Origin of the sequence: Pectobacterium sp. CFBP8739 (assembly GCF_013449375.1) — a bacterium.
Taxonomy (GTDB): domain Bacteria; phylum Pseudomonadota; class Gammaproteobacteria; order Enterobacterales; family Enterobacteriaceae; genus Pectobacterium.
Genome location: NZ_JACDRR010000021.1, coordinates 124,082 through 146,458, shown reverse-complemented (window position 1 = coordinate 146,458; position 22,377 = coordinate 124,082). Strand labels below are relative to the sequence as shown.

The following is a 22,377-nucleotide window of genomic DNA, read 5'->3' as shown; positions in this document are numbered from 1 at the left end:
CATAACACGATGACTTTTTCCCGCTCAAAATCTGGTTCAGGCTTAACGCGCACGCCGCGTCAGGCGTGGGTATTGGAACCACGCATGATGTTTGATGCTGCTGCTGTCGCGACGTTGGCAGATGTGGCGGTAGCCGTCGCAGCAACGGACACCGCACCGGGTGTTGATGCCACGCCGGTTAAGGCGACGGTCACCATCACCGACAGCAGCGACAGTTTCCAACCGGTCGATCTGTTCAGCGACGTTCGCGTATCGGCAGATAAAGACGGACAGACACTGAAAGATCTGGTGATTACCGTTAACCGTACGGGCGCGAATCAGGCATTAGTCATTGACGGTAAAAGCATCGCGCTGGAATCGGGAAGTGGAACGACACGAGCTGACAGTGATGGCTTCTCTTACCTTGTGGCCGTGAGCGGCGACACCACGACGGTGACCGTTAATATCGACGGTTTTACCAATAATCTCGCGGATACCAGGGCGTTGATCGACAGTATCGCCTACCAGCCGCTGGATAACACCGTGGCCGGCGGTGATGTCGTGGTGACGCTGAAAAGCCTGAGTGATGAAGGCGGCGATGATACCGATACGGTCGAGCTGAATATTCATGCGACCGTCACTATCGACAGTTCTGTCAACGTGGCACCGGAACTGTTCGGGGGAACGTTACAGGAGGCTGAGTCCTTTACTGCTGGGTCTCTGGCGGGTTCAACAGGGATCGCTTACTCCGCAGATGGTAACTATGTTTATGCGGCAGGGACGGCTAACACCCTTTCCGTCTTCTCGGTCGATACCTTGGGGCGTCTTACACCACAGCAGAGCGTAGTGGTTGAGAATTTGGGAACCGTCAATCATCTGGTGGTCAGCGGTGATGGCAAGTCGGTCTATACCATTTCTGGCAATGGCAACCTGATGCAATTCAGCGTCGGTAGCGATGGGGTATTGACGCACACGGCAACGCTCTCGGTTGGTTCTGGTTCAGTTGGCGGCCTGGCGATGGCTGACGACGGTACTCAGCTCTACGTTGATGCCAGCAACGACTTTAGCCGGATCGTATACGTCTATAGCCGCAGCGATGAAGGGGCGCTGACACGAATACAAACCTTGTCATCACACCGTAACGGTATTATTGCCACATCTGGCGACTATGTTTACATCGCCCACGCAGGCGCAACATTGTTTGATTCACACGAGCTGAAAGTCTATCAGCGCAGCGATACCGGCGTATTAACGCTCCTCGACAGCGTTCAGCTCAGCCACACGGGGTCTACGCTCATTGAGTATGCCGTTGCCGCGTCGAAAGATGGACAATTCGTGTATCTGGGCGATCCAACGGCAAACACGATATCCATCTATAAGCTTGACGGTAATGGCAAGCCGTCGCTCATTAACACGATATCCAGCGGCAGCATAGGCAGTCTGGCTCTGGATGCCGATAAAGCGCTGCTTTATGCAGCAGCAACCGATGGCACGATCAACACCTATGCCATCGCGGCCAATGGCAACCTGACGTTGTCGGGAAGCGTGAGCGGCAGCACGAACGGCAGTGATATTGCTCTGTCCGCAGACGGCAATTCCATCGTGGCTTCCGGTAACGGCCTAAACCGTTATACGTCAATTCAGACGCAAATTCGTGGAACGGAAACAACGATCGCATCCGGACTGACCTTCTCTGACGCCAATTTTGACAGACTGGCCGATGGCAACGGTGATTACGGCACGGCGCAACTGGTGCTGTCCCGCGATGGCGGCCCATCAAGCGATGACGTATTCAGTTTCCGTGAAGGGAATAACCTGCGGCTGGATAATGGACAGATTCTTCAGGGCGATCGCGCCATTGCTACCTTCAGCCAGACTGGTGGCGTGTTGACGATTGCTTTCCTGCCCGGCGTAAGCCGGAGCGATGCCAATGCTGCCCTGCGTCAAATCACCTATCAGAATACCGGAACGGTTGCTGACGGCACCGTGGTGAGGCTGACGCTACATGCCAATGATGGAAAAGCAGACAGCCAGCGCGTGGGGCTGGATGTGTTGATCACCGCCAATACCGCGCCTCTGCTGACGGCGACGATCGCACCGCTTCCGGTCTATGACACCTCTGCCACGACGGTTAACGTGTTCACACAGTCACAGCTTGCGACCGGTGAAGCAGGACAAACCATTCTTGATGTGACGCTGAATATCGGCGGGTTGGCGCAGGCCGCGAACGAATTCCTGATTGTCGATGGCACGCGTGTGGATTTGACTCAGGCAGGAAGCGGCGAGACGAGTAGCGGTTACACCTATACCTACACGCTGAATGACGGTACCGGCACGCTGACGGTGCACAGTAGCGCGGGCATGAACGCGGGGGCGGTGCAGGCACTGGTAAACGGCATTGCCTATGTTAACGATACGCCGCAGGCAACCGCGGGCACCCGTACCGTGACGCTGGCCAGCCTGCGTGATAATGGCGGAACCAGCGGTGAGAGTGTGGATACCGGCCTCCCGGATATTACGGCCACCTTAACGTTAGCCATCAATAATGCGCCAACCATCCAGACCGATATCGCGGTCGATCCTAATTTGTATTACTCCGATGGGCTGCTCACTGGCTATGACAACTACGTCAGCAGCATGGTGTTGTCCGATGATGGCCGTACGTTGCTGGTTATTGGTTCCACCACCACTAACTATGGCGGCGATGCGCGGGTCAGCCTCTATCAGCGCGATCCTGAAACAGGAAAACTAACGCTATTACAGCGTCTTGTATCGGGAATGGATGATGGCAATGCGGATAATGGGACGGAGGTCAGCGGACTTATCGGACGCGCAGCCGTTTTCTCGGCGGATGGTTCCACCGTTTATCTGAGCGCTAATTCGGAAGTTCTGATATTCAGCAAAAATGCTGACACGGGCATGTTAAGCCTGACTGCGCGCGTTGACGGGCTGGCAGGCAATGTGCTGAAACTGGCCCGTTCGGATGATGGAAAAAGTTTGTATGCGCTCACGGCGGGCACGTTGTACCACTACACCATTGGTGATAGTGGCACATTGAGCAATCCCGCGACGTTTACTCAGGTTGATGGCACCACGCCGATTGGGATGGCGGTGAATGCCAGTGGTACGGTGTATGTGCTGGGTAATGCGGGTCGAATCACGATTTATACCACGGATGCAAACGGTGGGCTGAACTACGCAGGCCAGTTAGCGCGTGGCAGTGATGACGTTACGCTGACTTATACCGACAGCGCGGGTGTGCCGAAAGCCGCAGGCACACTGGGGACCAGCAATGAGCTTAACCACGCCAATTCCTCATTTACCGTCACCGATGAGGGCTATCTCTACATTGTGACCAGCAATGTGGGCAACCGCCTGACGGTGCTGCATTACGATGTTGCCGAAAACATGGTCAGCCGGGTTGAGGCCCTGACGTTTAGCAATCCCTGGGGCGTGACTGCCTCTGCAGACGGTAAGACACTGTATGTCGGCAGTAATAACGGTGCCGTGACGGTTTACGCGATTGGTTCGGATGGTAAGCTCACGCAAACTGGGACGCTGGCGGTAGGGCGTCCTGTCACGACGCTGACGTTATCGGAAGACGGCAAATCGCTGTATACCGGCGCACGCTTTTTCAATACCGGTGTGATGATGTCTAGCGCGGCGGCGCACGCTTCTTATAGTGCATCTATCTCCAATACGCCTTTTGCTCAGGGTATACAGTTTAGCGATGTTGATATGGATGAACTGGATAGCTATCAGGGAATGACCTTCACGATCGCTCGTTCAGGTAATGCTTCCGCTAACGATGTGTTTGGGCTGGCAAATGGGCAGGGGCTGAGCCTGAAAGGCAGCACGCTGTTGCTCAATAATGTGAAAATCGCCGATGTAACGGTAGCGGAAGGCACGATCACGGTCAGCATTACATCACCAATATCTAAAACTGTGGTTAACCAGGTTTTACAGCAGGTGACGTACCGTAACAGCGGGACTGAATTGCCAGCACGCGTTGATCTGACCGTCAGTGTGCGCGACAGCGGGGGAAAATCCGCTGACATTCCACTGGCGCTGATGCTGGTTGCGCCTTCTGTTGAACCCAATATGAGTGCGGAAAGCCAGCAGCCAGTGGTGGACGTTGGCTTGGATGGTTTGCCTGCTGCGGTGGATTTATTTGACGACGTGCACATTGCTCTGGGTAAAGATGGCGCGGCGCTCTCAGAATTGACGCTTACGGTGAACCGTACCGGAGCAGACCAGGCACTGGTGATTGATGGGAGTACAATCCCGTTAACTGCAACGGATGCTGCGGGTGTGACAACGAATGGGCACCAGTATCAGGTATCTATCGAAAATAACACGACGACTATTACGCTCGTGCTCCACGACGGAGACAATGCACCAAGTGCAGTGGCTGCATTGATTGATGATATACAATACCAGGCATTGGAGGACGCCGTCGCTGAAGGTGAGGTTGTCGTCACCCTAACACGCCTTGTCGATGCGAACGATAACGCCGCACAACTTGACATTAGTACCGCCGTGGTTGTGCTGGATTCTCGTTTGATCGTGCATTTGGGGGCAGAGACCGGTTCGCTTGACTATGCAGAAATATTCGAGGCGCTGGACGATGACGGGAACTCACGTTTTACCGGCATTCAAGGTATCACCGTGTCGGGGGAGAATATTTATGTGGTGCGCACCCACACTGACTCTATCTATCATGATGAAACCGAAACCAGCGAAGATGTGACTTACAATACTCTCTCTGTGCTTCAGCGTGGCGAAGACGGCAAATTATATCTGTCTGATAGCGTAGAAATCACCGGATTGACTGACGCGACGCAGGTGCGTGCGTCCATTGACGGGAGCAGTCTCTATGTTATCGGCGCGGAGAGTATTGCGATCATTAATGCCAGCGATTTGAACGTGATCGGTACGTTTGGTCGTGATATCGGTATGGTGCGTGACGTGTTGATCAACGATGATCAAGTGTATATCACCACCGGAGAAAGCCTGTTGGTCTTCACGCGTGATGGTAATACGCTGACACTGAGCAAGACCTTTACGGATGATTACAGCAGCGGTTTACAACTTGATGCTGCTAATGCATTGGCGTTATCACCTGATGGTAAATCATTGTTTGTCGCGACGTCTGGCAGTGACACTTTGGTCAGCCGGTTTAGTATTGGTGATGATGGCACGCTGACTTTCAGACAAGCGGTTTCTGGAGCAAGTCCCAGTGACGACGGTTTTTATGCTTCTGCACTGAGCGTTTCTCCTGATGGAAAAACGTTGTATGTAGTTGATAATCATAAGTCAATTCATCTTCTTACGGTCGCGGATGATGGCGCATTGTCCGCAACCTCTTCCCTTTCTCTTCCTGACGGGGTGAATACCGTCAAACAGGTGCTGATATCACCCGATGGCAAATCGGTGGTGATCACGGGCGATTTAGGACAAAGCGATAATTTTGCTACTTATGGCATTATTCTATATGCCCGAGCTGCAGATGGTAGCCTGACGCAACTTCAGGCCGTGGACGGTTTTGGCGACCTTGCCAATTTTAATGGCACGCTATTGAATGAGGTTCGTCAGGTTGCGTTTAGCGCTGACGGCAAACAGCTGTATATCACTGGTGCGATTGATTACGGTTCCCCAGAGGGTGTCGTTGTTCTTGATCTGAAACCAGCCAATGTCACCTTTACCGAAAATGACAACCCGGTAGCGTTGCTTCCTGGCGGTACGGTGTCTGCACCGGTAAACGACCAAAGTAGCTATCAGGGTGCCAGCATTGTTATTGAGCGCACTGGCGGTACACAGACCGGTGACCAGTTTGGGGTTTCATCTGCCAGTGGTTTGAGCTTCAACGACGGCCAAATCTGGCAAGGGGATAAGGCCATTGCTGCTGTCACAACGGCTGCTAATGGTGCGCTCACCATCACTTTCTTGACGGGCGTCGCTCAGGCTGAAGCGCAACAAGTATTGCGTGCAATAACTTACCAGTCCACCAGTCAAGATCCCACTCTAGCGGGAAACACCGCCACTTTCCGCATCAGCTTCAATGACGGTGAAGGCCATACGGCAGAATTTACTGCGGCGGTGAATGTGGTCGGCATTAACGATCCTGCGGTGGTCAGTACCGAGCCAGTCGGGGGTTCCTACTCGTCAGGCGGTGAACCTGTCAGCTTGTTTAAGAATACTGCCATCGACACTATTGAAGTCGGCCAAAAGATTCACAGGATGGAAATTGTCATTTCCCCTGCAACAACCGGTGATGTGCTACATGTGGACGGCGGCGAAATTGTTATCGACAAAACCGTTGACTATCAGATGTTTGTCGGTGACAGCAAGATAGAATACCGTGTCAGTGTTGCTAATGGTGTTGCTACCGTGACCCTCTATGTAACGCGTGATGGTGCAAGCACCGCACAGTTAATCGATGGCCTTGCCTATAGCCACGGTGGCTCTGAGGGTTCTGGTAGCCGCACTATCGGGTTGACCGTATTTGAAGATGCTGACTGGCGACAGAATGTTGAGGCCGCGTTCAAAGAAAAAGCGGTCATTACCTTTGAAGGCGCTGAAGTTCCTGACAATAACGCCCCGGTTTATAACGACAACGCCGGGCTGAATCTGGGCCAGCTACAAGCGGGCACCGAGTATCACTACACACTGCCGGAAAATCTGTTTACCGATGCTGATAGCGATACGCTGGCCTGGCGTGTCAGCGACCTGCCGGATGGGCTAAGTTTTGATTCTGTGACTCGCATAATCTCTGGCACACCGACTGTGTCCGGTGAGTTCACCGTAACCATCACCGCCAGTGATGGCAAAGCGGAAGCGACCCATTCCGTCAACGTGACGGTGGCGCAAGCGCCCGATGTGGAGCCAGACAATAGTGCTCCGGTTTATAACGACAACGCCGGGCTGGATTTGGGCCAGCTACAAGCGGGCACCGAGTATCATTACACACTGCCGGAAAATCTGTTTACCGATGCTGATAGCGACAGCCTTGCCTGGCGTGTCAGCGGCCTACCGGATGGGCTGAGTTTTGATGCCGCGACCCGCACGATTTCTGGCACACCGACTGCATCCGGTGAGTTTACCGTGGTACTGACGGCGAGCGATGGTAAGGCGGAGTCCACCCATTCTGTCAAGGTGACGGTGGCGCAAGCCCATGTTGAACCGCAACCGGAAACCCCCGATAACACCGTGACAGCGGCACCGGTGATTCTGGTGCAGCAAGGCGTCAGCCTGCCGATAGAGGCGGCAGAAAGGGAACGCGAACAGCCGCTGGGGGCGATTGTCGCCGATTTATCTCGCCTAGAAGCGCAACCGCTACCAACCAACATCGTTACCGAACCTGTACGCCAACGCGCGGCCGATACCACGCGTCCGTCGGATGCCCCTTGGGTCCTTGATCCTGTGATGTCACAACTGATGCCAACGCTGGAGCAGGTCAACTTCTCTTCACGTGCTGAGGCGGCGATACGCGATAGCGCCGCCGTGCGCTCGGCGGATTCTAACCTGTTCCTGAGCGTGCGCGGTCAGACAACGGCGCTGGAATCGGCTTTCAGCAGCGTGCAGGGCGCGTTACAGCCGGATGCCTCCGGCGCGCTCGCCTTTAGCCTGCCGCAGCGCATGTTCAGCGTGCGTGAAGGCAACGCCACGCTGACGCTGCAACTGGCCAACGGGCGTCCTCTTCCTGCGTGGGTGCAGTTTGATGCCCGCAGCGGCGTGGTGCGCATTACCGATACCAGTGCGGTACAGGTTAATCAGATCCAACTGGCACTGAAAGCGCAGGCCGCAGACGGCACCAGCCGGATCGTACCGATTACGCTGCAAACCGGACAGGGCGCTGGTGCAGAAATGGCGACTGACCGTGGTGCGATGCAACTGCCTGTCCACTCTGATGCACTCCCCGCAGAAAACCGCGATGCAGAGCGATTAGCACCAACGGGGAAAACCGCCTTTACCGAACAACTGCGTCAGCATCAGCCTGAACAGGATGCGCTGCTGGCGGCGCTCAGTGAACTGAGCAGCCTGCGTGCGTAAGCACGCCGCAGATCGAGACGAGATTTTATTCCTTAACCACACACCTAAGCGCTTGCAGGCCACCGCCTGCAAGCCGAAGGGAACAGACAAATAGAAGATGGGGAGAACCTGGGTGAATCAGCACATAGCGCATTTCTGGGATAGCCAGCAACACGATAGTCAGCAGCAGCACGTTCAATACGAGGCTACACCACGTACCGCAGGTTCCCGGGCGTTACGGATCGCCGTGACCCTTGCCTGTCTGGGGTTGGCGGGCTGTGCCGTCAAGCCTGAGCCGATTACGGTTGAACAGCAGGTTGCCCAGGCGCTGAGCGATAGAACGCAGATGTTCGCCAATCAGGAACCGGTACGCGGCACGATCACGCTGGATGAAGCGATTGCCCGCGCGCTGAAATATAACCTGCAACAGCGGGTCGCATTGCTGGAACAGGCGATGGAAGACGATCTGTTGGGCGTACAGAATCTGGATATGCTGTTACCGAAACTGACCGCGCGTGCTGGGCTGCAAACCCGCGATAACGTCGCTGGCTCAAGTAGCCAATCGGTGACCACCGGTCGACAGTCGCTGGAAGCCTCCACCAGTCAGGATCAGACCCAGCGCACCGCCGATCTGACGATGAGCTGGAACGTGCTGGATTTTGGTATCAGCTATTTCAACGCCAAAGTACAGGCGAACAAATCGCTGGCGGCGGAAGAACGCCGTCGTCGCGTTGTCGCGGATATTACCCGTCAGGTGCGGACGGCCTATTGGGAAGCCGCAACGGCGCAGCGTTTGCAGCCGGAAGTGACCACGGCGCTGACGCAGGCGCGTCAGGCGCTGGAATATGCGCGCCAGACCGAACAACAGCGCCTGCTGGCACCGGTTGAGGCACTGCGTTTCCAGAAAAATATGCTGGAGATGGTGCGCCAGTTGGAAATCGTTGACAGCGATCTGGTGGTGGCGAAGTCCCGTCTGGCGGCGCTGATGAACCTGCCGCCGTCCAGCAAGTACGATGTCGTCGTGCCGAGCGAAAGCAGTTTGGTCGCGCCGAAGATGGCCTACTCGCTCGACGATCTGGAAAACTTCTCGATGGTTAAACGCCCAGAAGTGCGCGAAGAGAGCTATCTGGCACGCAATAGCGTACTGGAAACCCGCAAATCGCTGCTGCGCCTGCTGCCGGGTGTGTCGCTGTTTGCCGGTATCAACGGCGACAGCAACAGCTATCTGGTCAATCACCAGTGGGCAAATGCTGGCGTTCAGGTTAGCGGTAACTTGCTGAATGTGTTGTCATGGTCATCGGTGAAACGTGCCGGACAGGCGAACGAAGATCTGGCGGAAGTCCGCCGTCAGGCGCTGCGTATGGCGGTGCTGACGCAGGTGAACGTCGCCTGGCAGGAATATCAGCAGAGTACGCGGATGTTCGGCCGCTATCAGGAACTGGCGCGGATTCAGCGCGGTATCCTCAATCAGACCACGCTCAGCGTACAGCACCGTGCTGAAACGCAAATGGAGCAGGTGCGCGTCAGCACGGAAACCATTCTGACCACCCGCGCGCGTGACCGCAGCTTTGCCGACGTGCAGAACGCGCTGGGCGCGGTGTATCAGGCGGCTGGGCTGGATGTGCTGCCGGATAACGTGAACGATGTCAGTCTGGCGGCGCTGAGCAATTCGATTGCCCGCACCACGGGTAATCTGGAGAAAGGCGGTGTTGCGGTGCCGCGTCTGTCCCTGTCAACACTGGCTACGCCGGCCACCACGACGGCATCGACTAAAACAGCGTCAACCCCATCCTCTGCGCTTGCGGTGAAGCCAATTGCCTCGTCGACGACGGCATCGTCTGCTGTGACATCATCGGCTGGTGTGGGGAAACCCTATCGCGTCGTGAATACGGATATGTGGGATAACCTGCAATCCCTACAGGCCGGAGGTTCGCGTTAATGACTTTCGGCATGATGCGTCCGCTGTTACTGGCGAGTGCGTTAAGTCTGCCCCTATGGGGGCAGGCTGAGACGACGGGAGACATTCGCGTGCAGCTTAGCGCGCAGCGCTATACCGTGTTATCCAGCGAAATTGCCGGAAAAGTGACGGATATTGCGGTGAAAGAGGGCGAACACTTCAAACAGGGCGATACGCTGGTGACGTTTGATTGCACTGTGCTGCGCGAAAAGCTGAACTACTCAAACGCTGCGGAAAATGCCGCACGTAAGAAGCTGGCGATTGCCGATCGGTTAGACAAGCTCAATTCGATCAGCCTGTCTGATGTCGATCAGGCGCGATCGTCGGTGTCGATGGCGCAGGCGGAAAGCGGCGTCAATCGCGCCATGCTGCAACGCTGTGCGATTAAAGCCCCGTTCTCCGGCCGCGTTACGGAAACCAAGGTGAAACGCTGGGAATCCGTGTCGGAAGGTAAAGAGTTGTTGGCGATTTATGATGACAGCGCGTTCGAGCTGGAAATGATCGTGCCGTCACGCTGGCTGGTCTGGCTCAAGCAGGGCAGCGCGTTTCAGGTCACGCTGGATGAAACGGGTCTGAGCTATCCGGCGGAAATCAGCCGACTGTCGTCAGCGATCGATCCGGTTAGCCAATCGGTAAAAGTTTTTGGTCGCATTACTCAGTCCACCGCCGGATTACTGCCAGGCATGAGCGGTGTGGCGCAAATCACCCCACCTAAGACTGCGGATAGCGTGTCACCATGACCGATCGGAACACGACAGCAGAACAATCCGAACAGGATACTCGGCTGGTGTTGTTGGCCGAGTTGTTGCAACTGCAAAGCCGTGCCAGAGCGCGTGAAACGCTGGATGAACTGGCGTTTTTGATCGTCAATGAAACGCACAATCTGGTGAAGTACCGACAAGCCCTGCTGTGGGACTGTGATAAACAGCGCTTGCAGGCGGCTTCTGGGTTGGCCTCGCTCGATCACAACGCGCCATTTTGTACCGAATTTAGTCGCTTGTGCCGCCAGTGGCAGGAAGAAGGGCGACAAACACAGGCGCTGCAATGCCGCGAGCTGCCTGCCGATGATCAGATTTTGTGGCAGGAACATCTGCCAGAATTTTTACTCTGGCTGCCGCTACGCTTAGCGCAGGGCGATATGCCGCTGGTGCTGGTGTTAGCGCGGGACAGCGCATGGATGCCTGCTGAGATCGTTCTGCTGGAAAAGCTGGCGGATGCCTACGCGCACGCCTGGTCGAGTTTGCGGAAACAACGTCGTCGGCAGACCAACACTAGCCCGAAGAAACGCCGTGTGATCCTAGCGGCGATCGTGGTGCTGGTGCTGATCTTATTATTTCCGGTGCGCCAGTCGGTGCTGGCACCGGCGGAGATTGTCGCACACCGCCCGGTGATGGTGCGCGCCCCAGTGGCGGGCGTGGTGGATGACATACTGGTTCGCCCTAATCAGGCCATCAGCGCCAATCAGCCGCTGGTGCGACTGGACGTACGCGAACTGGAAAACCGGCTAGAGTCTGCGCGGCAGGCGTTTGCCACCGCCGATGCCCAGTATCGTCAGGCACAGCAGCAGGCGCTGTTCGATGCCAACAGCAAGGCCAGCCTGGCCGTGCTGCAAAGCCGCCGCGAGCAGGCACAGAGCGAGATGGATTTTCTGCAACGTCAGCAGGAACGTATGCAGCTTACTTCCCCGCGTGACGGCGTGGCGATTTTTGACGACAGCAGCGACTGGATTGGCCGCTCGGTGGCGGTGGGGGAGCGCATCATGATGATCGCCGATCCACACGATGTTGAGCTGGAGATCCAATTGCCTGCTGCGGATGCAATTGCGCTGGAAAATGGTGCAGATGTGCGCTTGTTCCTCAATGTGGCACCGAATTCGGCACAGGACGCACGGCTTGAACAGATTGGCTATCGCGCTGCGCCGACGCCGGACAATGTGATGGCCTATCGGCTGCGGGCGCGCTTTACACAGGACGATCCGCAGCTGCGCGTGGGCCTGAAAGGAACCGCGAAGCTGTACGGGAAACGCACGGTGCTATTCGTTTACCTGCTGCGTAAACCGCTGGCATCCCTGCGCGTCTGGCTGGGTGTCTAACGATGGCCGGAGGCGCGACCCCTGCCGCTGGGCTTAGCCCGCTGCGCGATGAACTGATCCTGCACGCCGGGCCGGCTAATCGAGACGGATCGCCCAGTTGGACGCTGGAAGATCCGCTACGTGGTCTCTATTTTCGTATCGGCTGGGCGGAAATGGCGATGCTCTCGCGCTGGTCGATCGGGGATGCTGCGCAGATCGTGGCCGAGGTTAACCAAACTTCAGCGCTCACGCTGGATGACAGCGATGTGCAGTATTTCAACCGCTTCTTGCTGGCCAATAGCCTGACGCGCGTTTCCGGCGATGAGGCGCTGGCACAGTTTTCTCGTCAGATAGAACAGTCGCGCGTTTCGATCTGGCGCAAGCTGTTGAAGAACTATCTGTTTTTTCGCATCCCCTTGTGGCACCCCGATCGCTTTCTGGGCGCAACGCTGCCGTGGGTCGAACCGTTTTTCAGCCGCACGTTCCTCAAACTGACGCTGCTGGTGGCTGTGCTGGGGCTATTCCTGGCCGGACGCCAGTGGGAAACGTTTAAGCATACCTTTCTGCATTTCTTCACGCTGGAAGGCGCAGCGCTGGCGGGGCTGACGCTGTGCGTGACCAAGATTCTGCATGAATTCGGCCACGCCTATACCTGTAAACGTTTTGGTGCAAGGGTAGCCACGATGGGCATCGCGTTTCTGGTAATGATGCCAGTGCTATACACCGACACGTCCGGTTCATGGAAGCTCACGCGCCGTCGGCAGCGGATGGCGATTGGCGCAGCGGGCATGATGACCGAGCTGGTGCTGGCAGCGTGGGCGACGCTGGCATGGAGTTTCTTGCCGGACGGCATGCTGCGCAGCGCCGCGTTTATGCTGGCGACGACCACCTGGATTATGACGCTGGCGATTAACCTCAGTCCGCTGATGCGCTTTGACGGTTATTTCCTGCTGTCCGATGGATTACAGATGCCGAATCTGCAAAATCGGGGCTTCGCTATCGGCCGCTGGCAGATGCGGGAATGGCTGTTCGGCTTAGGGGATGCCCCGCCAGAGCACTTCCCGCGCTGGTTGCAACGCACACTGGTGGGCTATGCCTTTGCGGTGTGGATATACCGCTTCTTCTTGTTTACCGGTATCGCGATTTTGGTTTACCACATGGCGTTCAAGTTATTGGGGATGCTGCTTTTCGCCATTGAAATCGGCTACTTCGTCGTGATGCCGGTGGTGAATGAAGTCCGTGAATGGAGTAAACGCCGTAAGGATTATCGTATGAACCGTAATATGACGACTACGCTAACGGTGAGCGCCGTACTTCTGCTCTTGCTGATGATTCCTTGGCAGCGCAGCGTGTATGCCCCCGCGCTGCTGCGGGCAGAACAGCAAAGTAGCTTGTATATGCCCGTACCCGCGATGATTCAGCGCATTGAGGTGCAGGTTGGCCAGCCTGTACAGGCGGGACAGACGCTATTTACGCTGTCATCTGACGCACTGGCACATGAGCGGCAGCAGTTGGAGCGACAAATCGTCACGCTGAACTGGCAAAGTACCTTTCAGGTATTCAACAAGGAAGCGGCTGGCGATCACCAGCGGGTAAAGCAGGAGCTCGACGCAGCGCTGCAAAAATTACAGGTCTTGCAGCGCCAGTCTGCACAACTGACGGTGCGTGCGCCGATAGACGGCATGGTGGTTGACATGGCAACGCCGCTGGAAACCGGTGAGTGGCTGGGGCAGGGAGAATGGCTGGCGGTAGTCACCAAGCCAACCGGCGGACGGGTGGAAGCGTTCGTATCGGAAAAAGACTGGCAGCGGCTCCGCACGGGCGCAAAGGGGACGTTTTATTTACAGGATGTGAGCCGTTCGTCGCTGCCACTTACCATTGTGGAGATTGCCAGCACGGCAACGCGCGATCTGAACGCTGCGCCGGAACTGGCATCCATTTATGGCGGCGATATTGCCACGCTGAGCGATGCACAACGCAAACTGCATCCTGAGCAAGCCGTTTATCGCGTGCTGCTCAGTCTACCGGACGATTATCGTGCTCAGCCGCAGGTGCTGCGCGGCACGGTAGTGATGGACGGCGAGGCGCAAAGCCTGTTGATTCGCGGCTGGAAAGTGGTGTCTGCGGTACTGATTCGCGAACTGTCATTCTGATCAGTTTCGATTTCTGCGATGTCGATCCTGACTTTCTTTCTGTCACTGCCAGCTTCCTGTTTCTGCTGGCAGTGACGTGAAGGAGGGCACTTCCCCCCTCGATTATGTTGTCCCCACTACTGCTATCTATTTCAAATAGCGGGAATTTTTTGATATCTCAGGCTACACCCAATGTTGGATATTAGGGGAAACACGGTGATGAGGTTCCCGCAGGGATACCTCGCACCGTGGTAGCCCCGTGTATCTCGATATTGAAGCGGCAGTAGCCTGAACGGATGCGATAAAAATTCTGTCTAATCAATGGAACACAAGAGGGCTGACTGTGAAGCGATCTGTCTTGTTGTTGGTGGGGGCCATGCTGGCACCCTATAGCTATAGCGCGCAGGATAATACGGTGTCGTTATCCGTTTCTGGTTTGAATACCGTGCTGGATAACGGTTTGCTGAAGGTCGCATTCGGCGAGGATGGCAGCGCGGTGAGCATGGTGACGGGAGGCAAGAATATCGTCACCAACCTGTCCGGCGCGGTGCGTGATCCAAGCAAAACGCGTAGCGCTTATCTCGATTATTATGTAAACGATGCGCATGCTAAAGGCGTCAAAGACTTTGTCCCCGAGCGGGTAGAGGTGCTGCGCAACGATCGTGAGATGGCGCATGTCGCCTATATCGACGATCGAGACGGGCTGTTACGGCTTGAGTATCATCTGATTATGCGTCGCGGTGTTAGCGGGCTTTATAGCTATGTCGTTGCTGAAAATAGCGGAACTCAGGACGTTAAAGTCAGTGAACTGCGTAACGTCTATCGCTTCGATCCCGCTCGGTTAGATCATCTCTACAGTGGCGATCGTCAGGGTAAACCGCTGCTCTACAGCCAGCTTGAAGCATCGCCGAAGGTGCAGGATGAAACCTGGCGATTGCCAGATGGCAGCATTTATTCCAAATATGATTTCGCCGGTTACATGCGTGCCGCGCCTTTCTGGGGCGTTTTCGGTAACGGCGTGGGCGCATGGCTGATTCACGGCAATCGGGAGTATTTCTCCGGCGATGCGCTCAAGCAGGATCTGCTGGTACATCAGGATGCGATCATCCTGAACTACATGACGGGCTCGCACTTCGGTACGCCGGATATGGTGGTATCGCCGGGCTGGAAAAAATTCTACGGTCCGTGGCTGCTGTATATCAATCAGGGCGACACCGGACACATGCTGGCGGATGCTCAGCGTCAGGCACTGACGGAAACCGTCAGTTGGCCGTACCAATGGGTGGACGATTCTCGTTATGCGCGCGAGCGCACGCAGGTGAGCGGGCGCATTGCCAGCCAGCAGTCGGTGACCGTCGTGCTTTCGTCATCGCTGGATGAACCGTTTGATGTGCAAACCCGCGGCTATTCGTATCAGGCAACCACCGATACTCAGGGGAATTTTGCCATTCCCCATGTCCGTCCGGGCAATTACCATCTGGCGGTCTACGCCAACAGCGGTACGCAGCCAGGGATATTGGCAGAGCAGACGCTGTCCATTTCCGGTAATAAGCAAGTGCTACCTGTGATTGCTTTGCCCAAAGCCGAACCGGTTATCTGGGCCATTGGACAAGCCAATCGTCAGGCAAGTGAATTCCGCTTTGGCGACGAAGCACGCAATACACGCTGGCAGTATGAAGTTCCAGCAAATCTGACGTTCGATATTGGCTATAGCGACTATCAACGCGACTGGTATTACGCACAGACTAAACCGGGAAAATGGGATATCCGCTTTGCTCTGCGACCAGAGAAGAAAACCTATTTCCTGAACATCGCACTGGCGGCGGCCAGCAACAGCGGCATGAGTGAACCGACCCTGCCGCAGCTGGCGGTAGCGGTAAACGGCAGGACGCTGGAAACACTGACTTACGCAAACGACAAAACCATTTATCGCGGTGCGCTACAGAGCGGTCGCTACCATATCGCCCGTATCCCTGTGTCATCCCGCTTTCTGAAAAACGGCAACAACACGATCACGCTGCAATTAAAAGGCGGCAGCGTGATGTACGACGTGGTGACCTTAAGCGAGGAGTAAATCCCGTTTTAACCATGTGAAGGTAGTTCAAAGGCGTGGGCAGGGATAGCCCACGATAAAAAAGCGCAGGAGCGATTTTCAACAACGCGCAGCGTTGGATGTCATAAAAGAACTGACCCGCGAATGCGGGCCAGTGAGAGGAAGATTAGTGGGAACTGCCTTTTGAAGCGCCGACGCCGGTTTGTGAACGGACAAACTGTGCATGGAAGCGAGCGCGTTCCTGCTGCCCAGCTTCTGAACGATCGGTGATAGAGAAGAACCAGATACCGATAAACGCGACCAGCATGGAGAACAGCGCTGGATAATCGTAAGGGTAAATCGGCGTGGCGTGACCGAGGATTTTCACCCAGATAGTCGGCCCCAATATCATCAAAATAACGGCCGTCAATAGCCCCGCCCAGCCGCCAACCATCGCCCCTCGTGTAGTGAGTTTTGACCAGTACATCGAGATGATAATAATCGGGAAGTTACAGCTGGCCGCGATGGAAAAGGCCAGTCCGACCATGAAAGCGATGTTCTGTTTCTCAAACAAGATACCGAGTGAAATCGCGACGACCCCCAATACCAACACGGTAATTTTCGAGACTCGCAGCTCCTCACGCTCTGTCGCTTTCCCGTTTTTGATCACGTTAGAGTAAAGATCGTGGGACACGGCAGAGGCTCCCGCCAGCGTTAGACCCGCGACGACGGCCAAAATGGTGGCAAAGGCCACGGCGGAGATAAAGCCGAGGAAGAAGTCACCGCCGACCGCATCGGCCAGATGCACTGCCGCCATGTTATTCCCGCCGATAAGTGCGCCTGTTGCGTCCTTAAACGCAGGATTCGCGCTGACCAGCAGGATGGCACCAAAACCGATGATGAAGGTCAGGAAGTAGAAATAACCCATGAACCCCGTGGCGTAGAACACACTTTTGCGTGCTTCTTTCGCATCGCTGACGGTAAAGAAACGCATCAAGATATGCGGAAGACCGGCTGTACCGAACATCAGACCTAAGCCAAGGGACAACGCAGATATCGGGTCGGAAACCAGTCCGCCGGGGCTCATAATCGATGCGCCTTTGGGGTGCACCGCTATCGCCTGTTTGAACAGTGCGTCAAAGCTGAAGCCTACGGATTTCATCACCATGACGGCCATGAAGGTGGCACCGAATAGCAGTAGGACGGCTTTGATAATCTGTACCCATGTGGTGGCGAGCATGCCGCCAAACATCACATACATCACCATCAGAATACCGACCAGTATCACAGCCACATGGTAGTTGAGGCCGAACAGCAGTTCGATAAGTTTCCCCGCGCCAACCATCTGTGCGATGAGGTACAGGGCCACAACCACCAGCGAACCACAGGCGGAAAGGCTACGGATCGGGCGCTGTTGCAAACGGTAGGAGGCGACGTCAGCAAAGGTATAACGCCCGAGGTTGCGCAGCCGCTCTGCGATCAAAAACAGAATAATGGGCCAACCAACCAAAAAGCCGAGTGAGTAGATCAGGCCATCGTAGCCGGAGGTATAAACCAGCGCAGAAATACCGAGGAAGGATGCAGCAGACATGTAATCGCCCGCAATCGCCAGCCCGTTCTGGAAGCCGGTAATATTGCCGCCAGCGGTGTAATAATCGCTACGTGAACGAGTTCTCTTCGACGCCCAGTAGGTGATATACAGCGTACCGCTGACGAATAACAGAAACATCACGATGGCCTGAATATTCAATGGCTGGCGCTGGACATCCCCCGTGAGAGCATCTGCCGCCCATGCAAGTACAGGCAGCGCCAAAAGCCCGAACAGCATCATAAAGCGTATTTTCATTGCTTTACCTCATCCAGTAACTGTTTGGTCAGACGATCAAATTCACCGTTAGCGCGGTATACATAAATGCCGGTCAAAATGAAGGAGATCACAATCAATCCCACGCCAATCGGAATGCCGCGGGTAATGCTGGAACCTGGGCTAATGGGCGTACCCAGCCAGCCAGGCGCAAAGGCGATGAGCAGGATAAAACCCACATAAAGCACCAGCATGATCAGCGAGAGAAAAACAGCGAAACGCTGCCGTTTGTTGACCAGTTCTCTGAATAAGGGGTTACTTTCAATCCGTTGATAAATGGCATCATTCATCGTAAGTCTCCAGTAATCTGTAAGGTTGAGTATTACCGCGACGACGCCGCCTGATTACACGCCTTCCACATCCCCGCAAGCTGCGTCATGGCTTACGGGAATGAAGAGAGCGATGGGTCAGAAGGTTATTGAGAGGCGGTACTCATGGCCTGCTTTTCTTCGAGCAGTTTTTCGACGACGCCAGGATCGGCCAGCGTTGAGGTATCCCCAAGATTGCTGGTGTCACCGGCGGCGATCTTACGCAAAATACGACGCATGATTTTGCCAGATCGCGTTTTGGGTAAAGAGTCAGTCCAGTGCAGGATATCTGGGGTTGCAATCGGACCGATTTCCTTACGTACCCAGTTGCGAACCTCCGTATACAGCTCGCTGGACGGCTCTTCGCCGTGGTTCAGCGTGATGTAGGCGTAAATAGCCTGCCCTTTCATATGGTGCGGAATGCCAACCACGGCTGCTTCGGCAATTTTTGGATGGGCAACGAGCGCCGATTCGATTTCCGCCGTCCCCAGACGATGCCCGGAAACGTTCAGCACGTCATCGACGCGACCCGTGATCCAGTAATAGCCATCTTCGTCACGGCGCGCGCCGTCACCGCTGAAATACATGCCTTTGAAGGTAGAAAAGTAGGTTTGTTCAAAGCGATCGTGATCGCCAAACAGGGTTCGTGCCTGACCCGGCCAGGAATCCACGATGACCAAGTTGCCTTCTGCGGTGCCTTCCTGCGGGTTGCCGAGGTTATCGACGAGTGCAGGCTGTACGCCGAAGAATGGGCGCGTCGCGGAGCCGGCTTTCGCTTCAATCGCGCCAGGCAAAGGGGTGATCATGAAGCCGCCCGTCTCCGTTTGCCACCAGGTGTCGACGATAGGGCACTTACCATTGCCGATTTTGTTGAAATACCACTCCCAGGCTTCTGGGTTGATCGGCTCACCGACGGAACCCATGATCCGGAGCGATTCACGCGATGTCCCTTCGATGGCTTTATCACCTTCAGCCATCAGTGCGCGGATTGCGGTAGGGGCGGTGTAGAGAATGTTGACCTGATGCTTATCGACCACTTGCGCCATACGTCTTGCGTCCGGCCAGGTTGGTACACCTTCAAACATGAGCGTAATTGCGCCGCATGCCAGCGGACCATATAGCAGGTAGCTGTGTCCCGTCACCCAGCCAACGTCTGCCGTACACCAGTAAATATCGCCAGGATGGTAGTCGAAGACATACTTGAAGGTCAGTGCAGCATAAACCAGATAGCCACCCGTGGTGTGCAATACGCCCTTGGGTTTACCGGTTGAGCCTGACGTATAAAGGATAAAGAGCGGATCTTCTGCATTCATTTCTTCTGGCGGGCAATGGTCGTCTGCTTTTTCAACCAGATCGTGCCACCACAGATCGCGACCTTCCTTCCATTCAGCGGTTTTACCTGTACGACGAAAAACGATGACGCTGGAAATGGTGGTGACGTTTGGGTTTCTTAAAGCTTCATCAATATTCTTCTTCAGCGGAATCACACGTCCGGCGCGTACGCCTTCATCGGCGGTAATAACCAGCTTGGCGCTGGAATCGATAATACGCCCAGAAATGGCTTCAGGAGAGAACCCCCCGAAGATCACCGAGTGAATGGCACCGATTCTGGCACAGGCCAGCATCGCCACGGCCGCTTCCGGCACCATCGGCATATAAATGGCAACGACGTCGCCTTTTTTGATGCCCTGTGACTTCAGCACATTAGCGAAGCGGCATACGGATTGATGCAGCTCTCGATAGGTGACTTTTTTACTTTCTGCTGCGTCATCACCTTCCCAGATGATGGCGGTTTGATCGCCACGCTCGGCTAGATGGCGGTCTAGGCAGTTCGCTGCCACGTTTAGCGTACCGTCTTCAAACCAACGGATGCTGATGTGGCCAGGATCAAATGACGTGTTCTTGATCGTTTTATAGGGTGTGATCCAATCAACGATCTTTCCCTGCTCACCCCAAAAGGCAGCGGGATCGCCAACGGACAGCCGATACATATCTTCGTATTGTTGGGCATTTATCAGTGCATTTTCCGCAATTGCGGTGGGAATCGTGTGTTTATTATGTTGAGTCATAGCGCTTCTCCTTAAACATGTTAATGCTATGTCAAATAATCGTTAATTGTAGTTAACTTGTTATCTTTGTTTCTTTTTTGCGCGATTGATCACGCAATGCAGGAAAAGCTGTGGGGCGTTACTTAAAAGATAGTCTTTTGGTACAGAAAATAGGCAGTGATTTCGTGGTAGCCAAAACGAAATAAGTGATGTGTGTCACAATATGACCATTAGCAGAATAATTTGTGCTCTTATAATGCCGTCAACGATCAATTTATTGCTTTTCAATAGCTTGCGCCTATCGTTATTGGGTTTTTGATCGCCCTTTACGATCAAATGGCATAAAGATCCCGCTTATTCAACCGATAGTAGAAGCCCCGTTGAGAGTATATTTCTACGTAAGCCAGCTATTTAGTGCGTTTATCTATGTTTGCTGTGTTGATATTTTGTTTCATTTGTTAACTATGTGTACGCTATTAATGAAATAGATTTATTCGATTATCAACGGACAGCAAGTGTGAATAATCTACACTCTACATAGGCTCCACTACGCAAGTGTAGACCTTTTTAAAAAGAGTCAAGATGCCGTGTGCTAGTCGCTGACAAAAAGAAAAATAAAGTGTTATTTTTTGTGTCTTATTCAGAAATGCTCGGTTTCCAAAAATAAATAACAGAGATATACCCAACATCACTGACGCTGAGTAAGGCGGCAGTTGTTTGAGCCCCGGTAGCCTGAGAACGCGTAAACGGTTCCGGTTAGCGAAATTCACTGTTTTCATTAGGTGAATTTCTGGGGTGGGGAAGAACACTATTAGTCCGGAAACCTTTTATTCCGGTAGGTTGATTGCTTATCAATGGTGCGTCGTGGCGTCATGACGCGCTGTGAGATATCTTTTTACTTACATAGCATGATGCAGAGGAAACAATGAGTCTGATATTTGGCCGGAATGAGATTTTAGGCATGCTTTCTCAACCAGTTCAGAATGATAGACGTGCAGTGGCGGTGATTGACGAGAAATGTAAGGTCGTCTGTGCGAATTCTGCCTTCAACGCCCATTTTGGATTGCGTGCTGAAATGAATACGCCCGTCTCAATTGATGATGTGCTACCTATCAACGTGAAGTTCGCCTATCACGACTTTATAACGAATTCCAACGTGCTAAGTACGCGTGTGGTCTCAGATTTGTTGTCTGATGGTTTTACTAAAAAGCAGTTAAGTACGCTGTCTTTTTCTAAACTTAACGTTGAAAATCGGGTGCTTTCTTTGCTGATCTTGAACCAGGATACGGCTGAGCCTTCGGCAAATCTGGCGTCATAAGTTTGCATAATCGTAGATTATCCGGCCGGAAGACTAGAGACGTGTATTTTCCAATGGAAAATAATGACCAAGGAAAAATTGTTGCTATTAATGGCGTAGTTATTGCTAATTTAGCCCCCCTTTTTTAACAGCAACCGATTGCGTAGGTTGTTCTCTGATAACCACTTGCGGCCAGCAGGACGATAACGTTGCGCCGATTTTTCGTGAATGAAGAATGAAAGACGTTCTTTATTAACCACGATAATGTTAAAAATTAATAAAAAAATAGAGGGTTAACTATTATATTGCATATAATATACCTCTTTTAAATAAACAGCGAAACGTTTCGATACAATTTTGCTCTCCTCCATGTTTATTCCCTTTTCCTTTTGCCTTCTCACATATTATTCCCTTAAACATTAGGGGTATATTAAATCTTGATAAGAGGCTCTTAAAATTTTCTTTATTTTTAGCATGTTGAATCTTAAAAGATGACAAATGGATAAGTAGACTCTCGTCTAATTACTGGTAAGGTTGGGACAATGTAACCTTTGTCGGCATATAGCACTTTTTGATAAAAATGACGCCAGTTTTTTATTGGCAATGACAGTGGTTTACCAATATCGACAACGTATTTTCCGCAATAATTCTGATTCCA

General features: G+C 53.9%; 10 protein-coding genes. 7 read left to right on the top strand and 3 right to left on the bottom strand.

The window, feature by feature from the left end:
* The first annotated feature begins 9 nt into the window (after window positions 1-9).
* The 6 genes from H0247_RS15965 to H0247_RS15930 all read left to right on the top strand — a co-directional run bounded on the left by H0247_RS15965 (window position 10) and on the right by H0247_RS15930 (window position 16,244).
* On the top strand, window positions 10-8,031 hold the full coding sequence (locus H0247_RS15965) for a beta-propeller fold lactonase family protein (RefSeq protein WP_255433995.1): 8,022 nt from the start codon (window positions 10-12) through the stop codon (window positions 8,029-8,031).
* Window positions 8,032-8,143: 112 nt separating this feature from the next.
* Window positions 8,144-9,949: a TolC family protein gene (locus H0247_RS15950; RefSeq protein WP_180743418.1), complete on the top strand. Its 1,806-nt coding sequence runs from the start codon at window positions 8,144-8,146 to the stop codon at window positions 9,947-9,949.
* Window positions 9,949-10,707, top strand: coding sequence for an efflux RND transporter periplasmic adaptor subunit (locus H0247_RS15945; RefSeq protein ID WP_180743417.1), 759 nt, complete (start codon window positions 9,949-9,951; stop codon window positions 10,705-10,707). Before H0247_RS15950 ends, H0247_RS15945 begins: the two co-directional genes overlap by 1 nt.
* Entirely contained in the window at window positions 10,704-12,059 is a 1,356-nt protein-coding gene (locus H0247_RS15940; RefSeq protein ID WP_180743416.1) for an efflux RND transporter periplasmic adaptor subunit, read from the top strand. The genes H0247_RS15945 and H0247_RS15940 overlap by 4 nt, the downstream gene beginning before the upstream one ends.
* Before the next feature lie 2 nt (window positions 12,060-12,061).
* Window positions 12,062-14,191, top strand: coding sequence for an HlyD family efflux transporter periplasmic adaptor subunit (locus H0247_RS15935; protein ID WP_180743415.1), 2,130 nt, complete (start codon window positions 12,062-12,064; stop codon window positions 14,189-14,191).
* Window positions 14,192-14,513: 322 nt separating this feature from the next.
* Window positions 14,514-16,244 carry a polysaccharide lyase family protein gene (locus tag H0247_RS15930; protein ID WP_180743414.1) on the top strand — a complete coding sequence of 577 codons (1,731 nt, stop codon included), beginning with the start codon at window positions 14,514-14,516 and terminating at the stop codon, window positions 16,242-16,244.
* Window positions 16,245-16,389: 145 nt separating this feature from the next.
* Here the strand turns inward: H0247_RS15930 and actP are convergent, their stop codons facing one another.
* From actP to acs, 3 genes are all read right to left on the bottom strand, one after another.
* Window positions 16,390-18,048, bottom strand: coding sequence for a cation/acetate symporter ActP (gene actP, locus H0247_RS15925; RefSeq protein WP_180743413.1), 1,659 nt, complete (start codon window positions 18,046-18,048; stop codon window positions 16,390-16,392).
* On the bottom strand, window positions 18,045-18,356 hold the full coding sequence (locus H0247_RS15920) for a DUF485 domain-containing protein (RefSeq protein WP_180743412.1): 312 nt from the start codon (window positions 18,354-18,356) through the stop codon (window positions 18,045-18,047). The genes actP and H0247_RS15920 overlap by 4 nt, the downstream gene beginning before the upstream one ends.
* A 125-nt stretch (window positions 18,357-18,481) precedes the next feature.
* Window positions 18,482-20,443 carry an acetate--CoA ligase gene (gene acs, locus H0247_RS15915; RefSeq protein WP_180743411.1) on the bottom strand — a complete coding sequence of 654 codons (1,962 nt, stop codon included), beginning with the start codon at window positions 20,441-20,443 and terminating at the stop codon, window positions 18,482-18,484.
* A 904-nt stretch (window positions 20,444-21,347) separates the two neighbouring features.
* Between acs and H0247_RS15910 the strand changes: the two genes are divergently transcribed.
* Window positions 21,348-21,740, top strand: coding sequence for a transcriptional regulator (locus tag H0247_RS15910; RefSeq protein ID WP_180743410.1), 393 nt, complete (start codon window positions 21,348-21,350; stop codon window positions 21,738-21,740).
* Window positions 21,741-22,377 lie beyond the last annotated feature (637 nt).

Coding starts and splice junctions, on each gene's coding strand:
- H0247_RS15945 (WP_180743417.1), top strand. CDS start 9,949: ATGACTTTCGGCATGATGCGTCCGCTGTTACTGGCGAGTGCGTTAAGT.
- actP (WP_180743413.1), bottom strand. CDS start 18,048: ATGAAAATACGCTTTATGATGCTGTTCGGGCTTTTGGCGCTGCCTGTA.
- H0247_RS15910 (WP_180743410.1), top strand. CDS start 21,348: ATGAGTCTGATATTTGGCCGGAATGAGATTTTAGGCATGCTTTCTCAA.
- H0247_RS15940 (WP_180743416.1), top strand. CDS start 10,704: ATGACCGATCGGAACACGACAGCAGAACAATCCGAACAGGATACTCGG.
- acs (WP_180743411.1), bottom strand. CDS start 20,443: ATGACTCAACATAATAAACACACGATTCCCACCGCAATTGCGGAAAAT.
- H0247_RS15965 (WP_255433995.1), top strand. CDS start 10: ATGACTTTTTCCCGCTCAAAATCTGGTTCAGGCTTAACGCGCACGCCG.
- H0247_RS15935 (WP_180743415.1), top strand. CDS start 12,062: ATGGCCGGAGGCGCGACCCCTGCCGCTGGGCTTAGCCCGCTGCGCGAT.
- H0247_RS15920 (WP_180743412.1), bottom strand. CDS start 18,356: ATGAATGATGCCATTTATCAACGGATTGAAAGTAACCCCTTATTCAGA.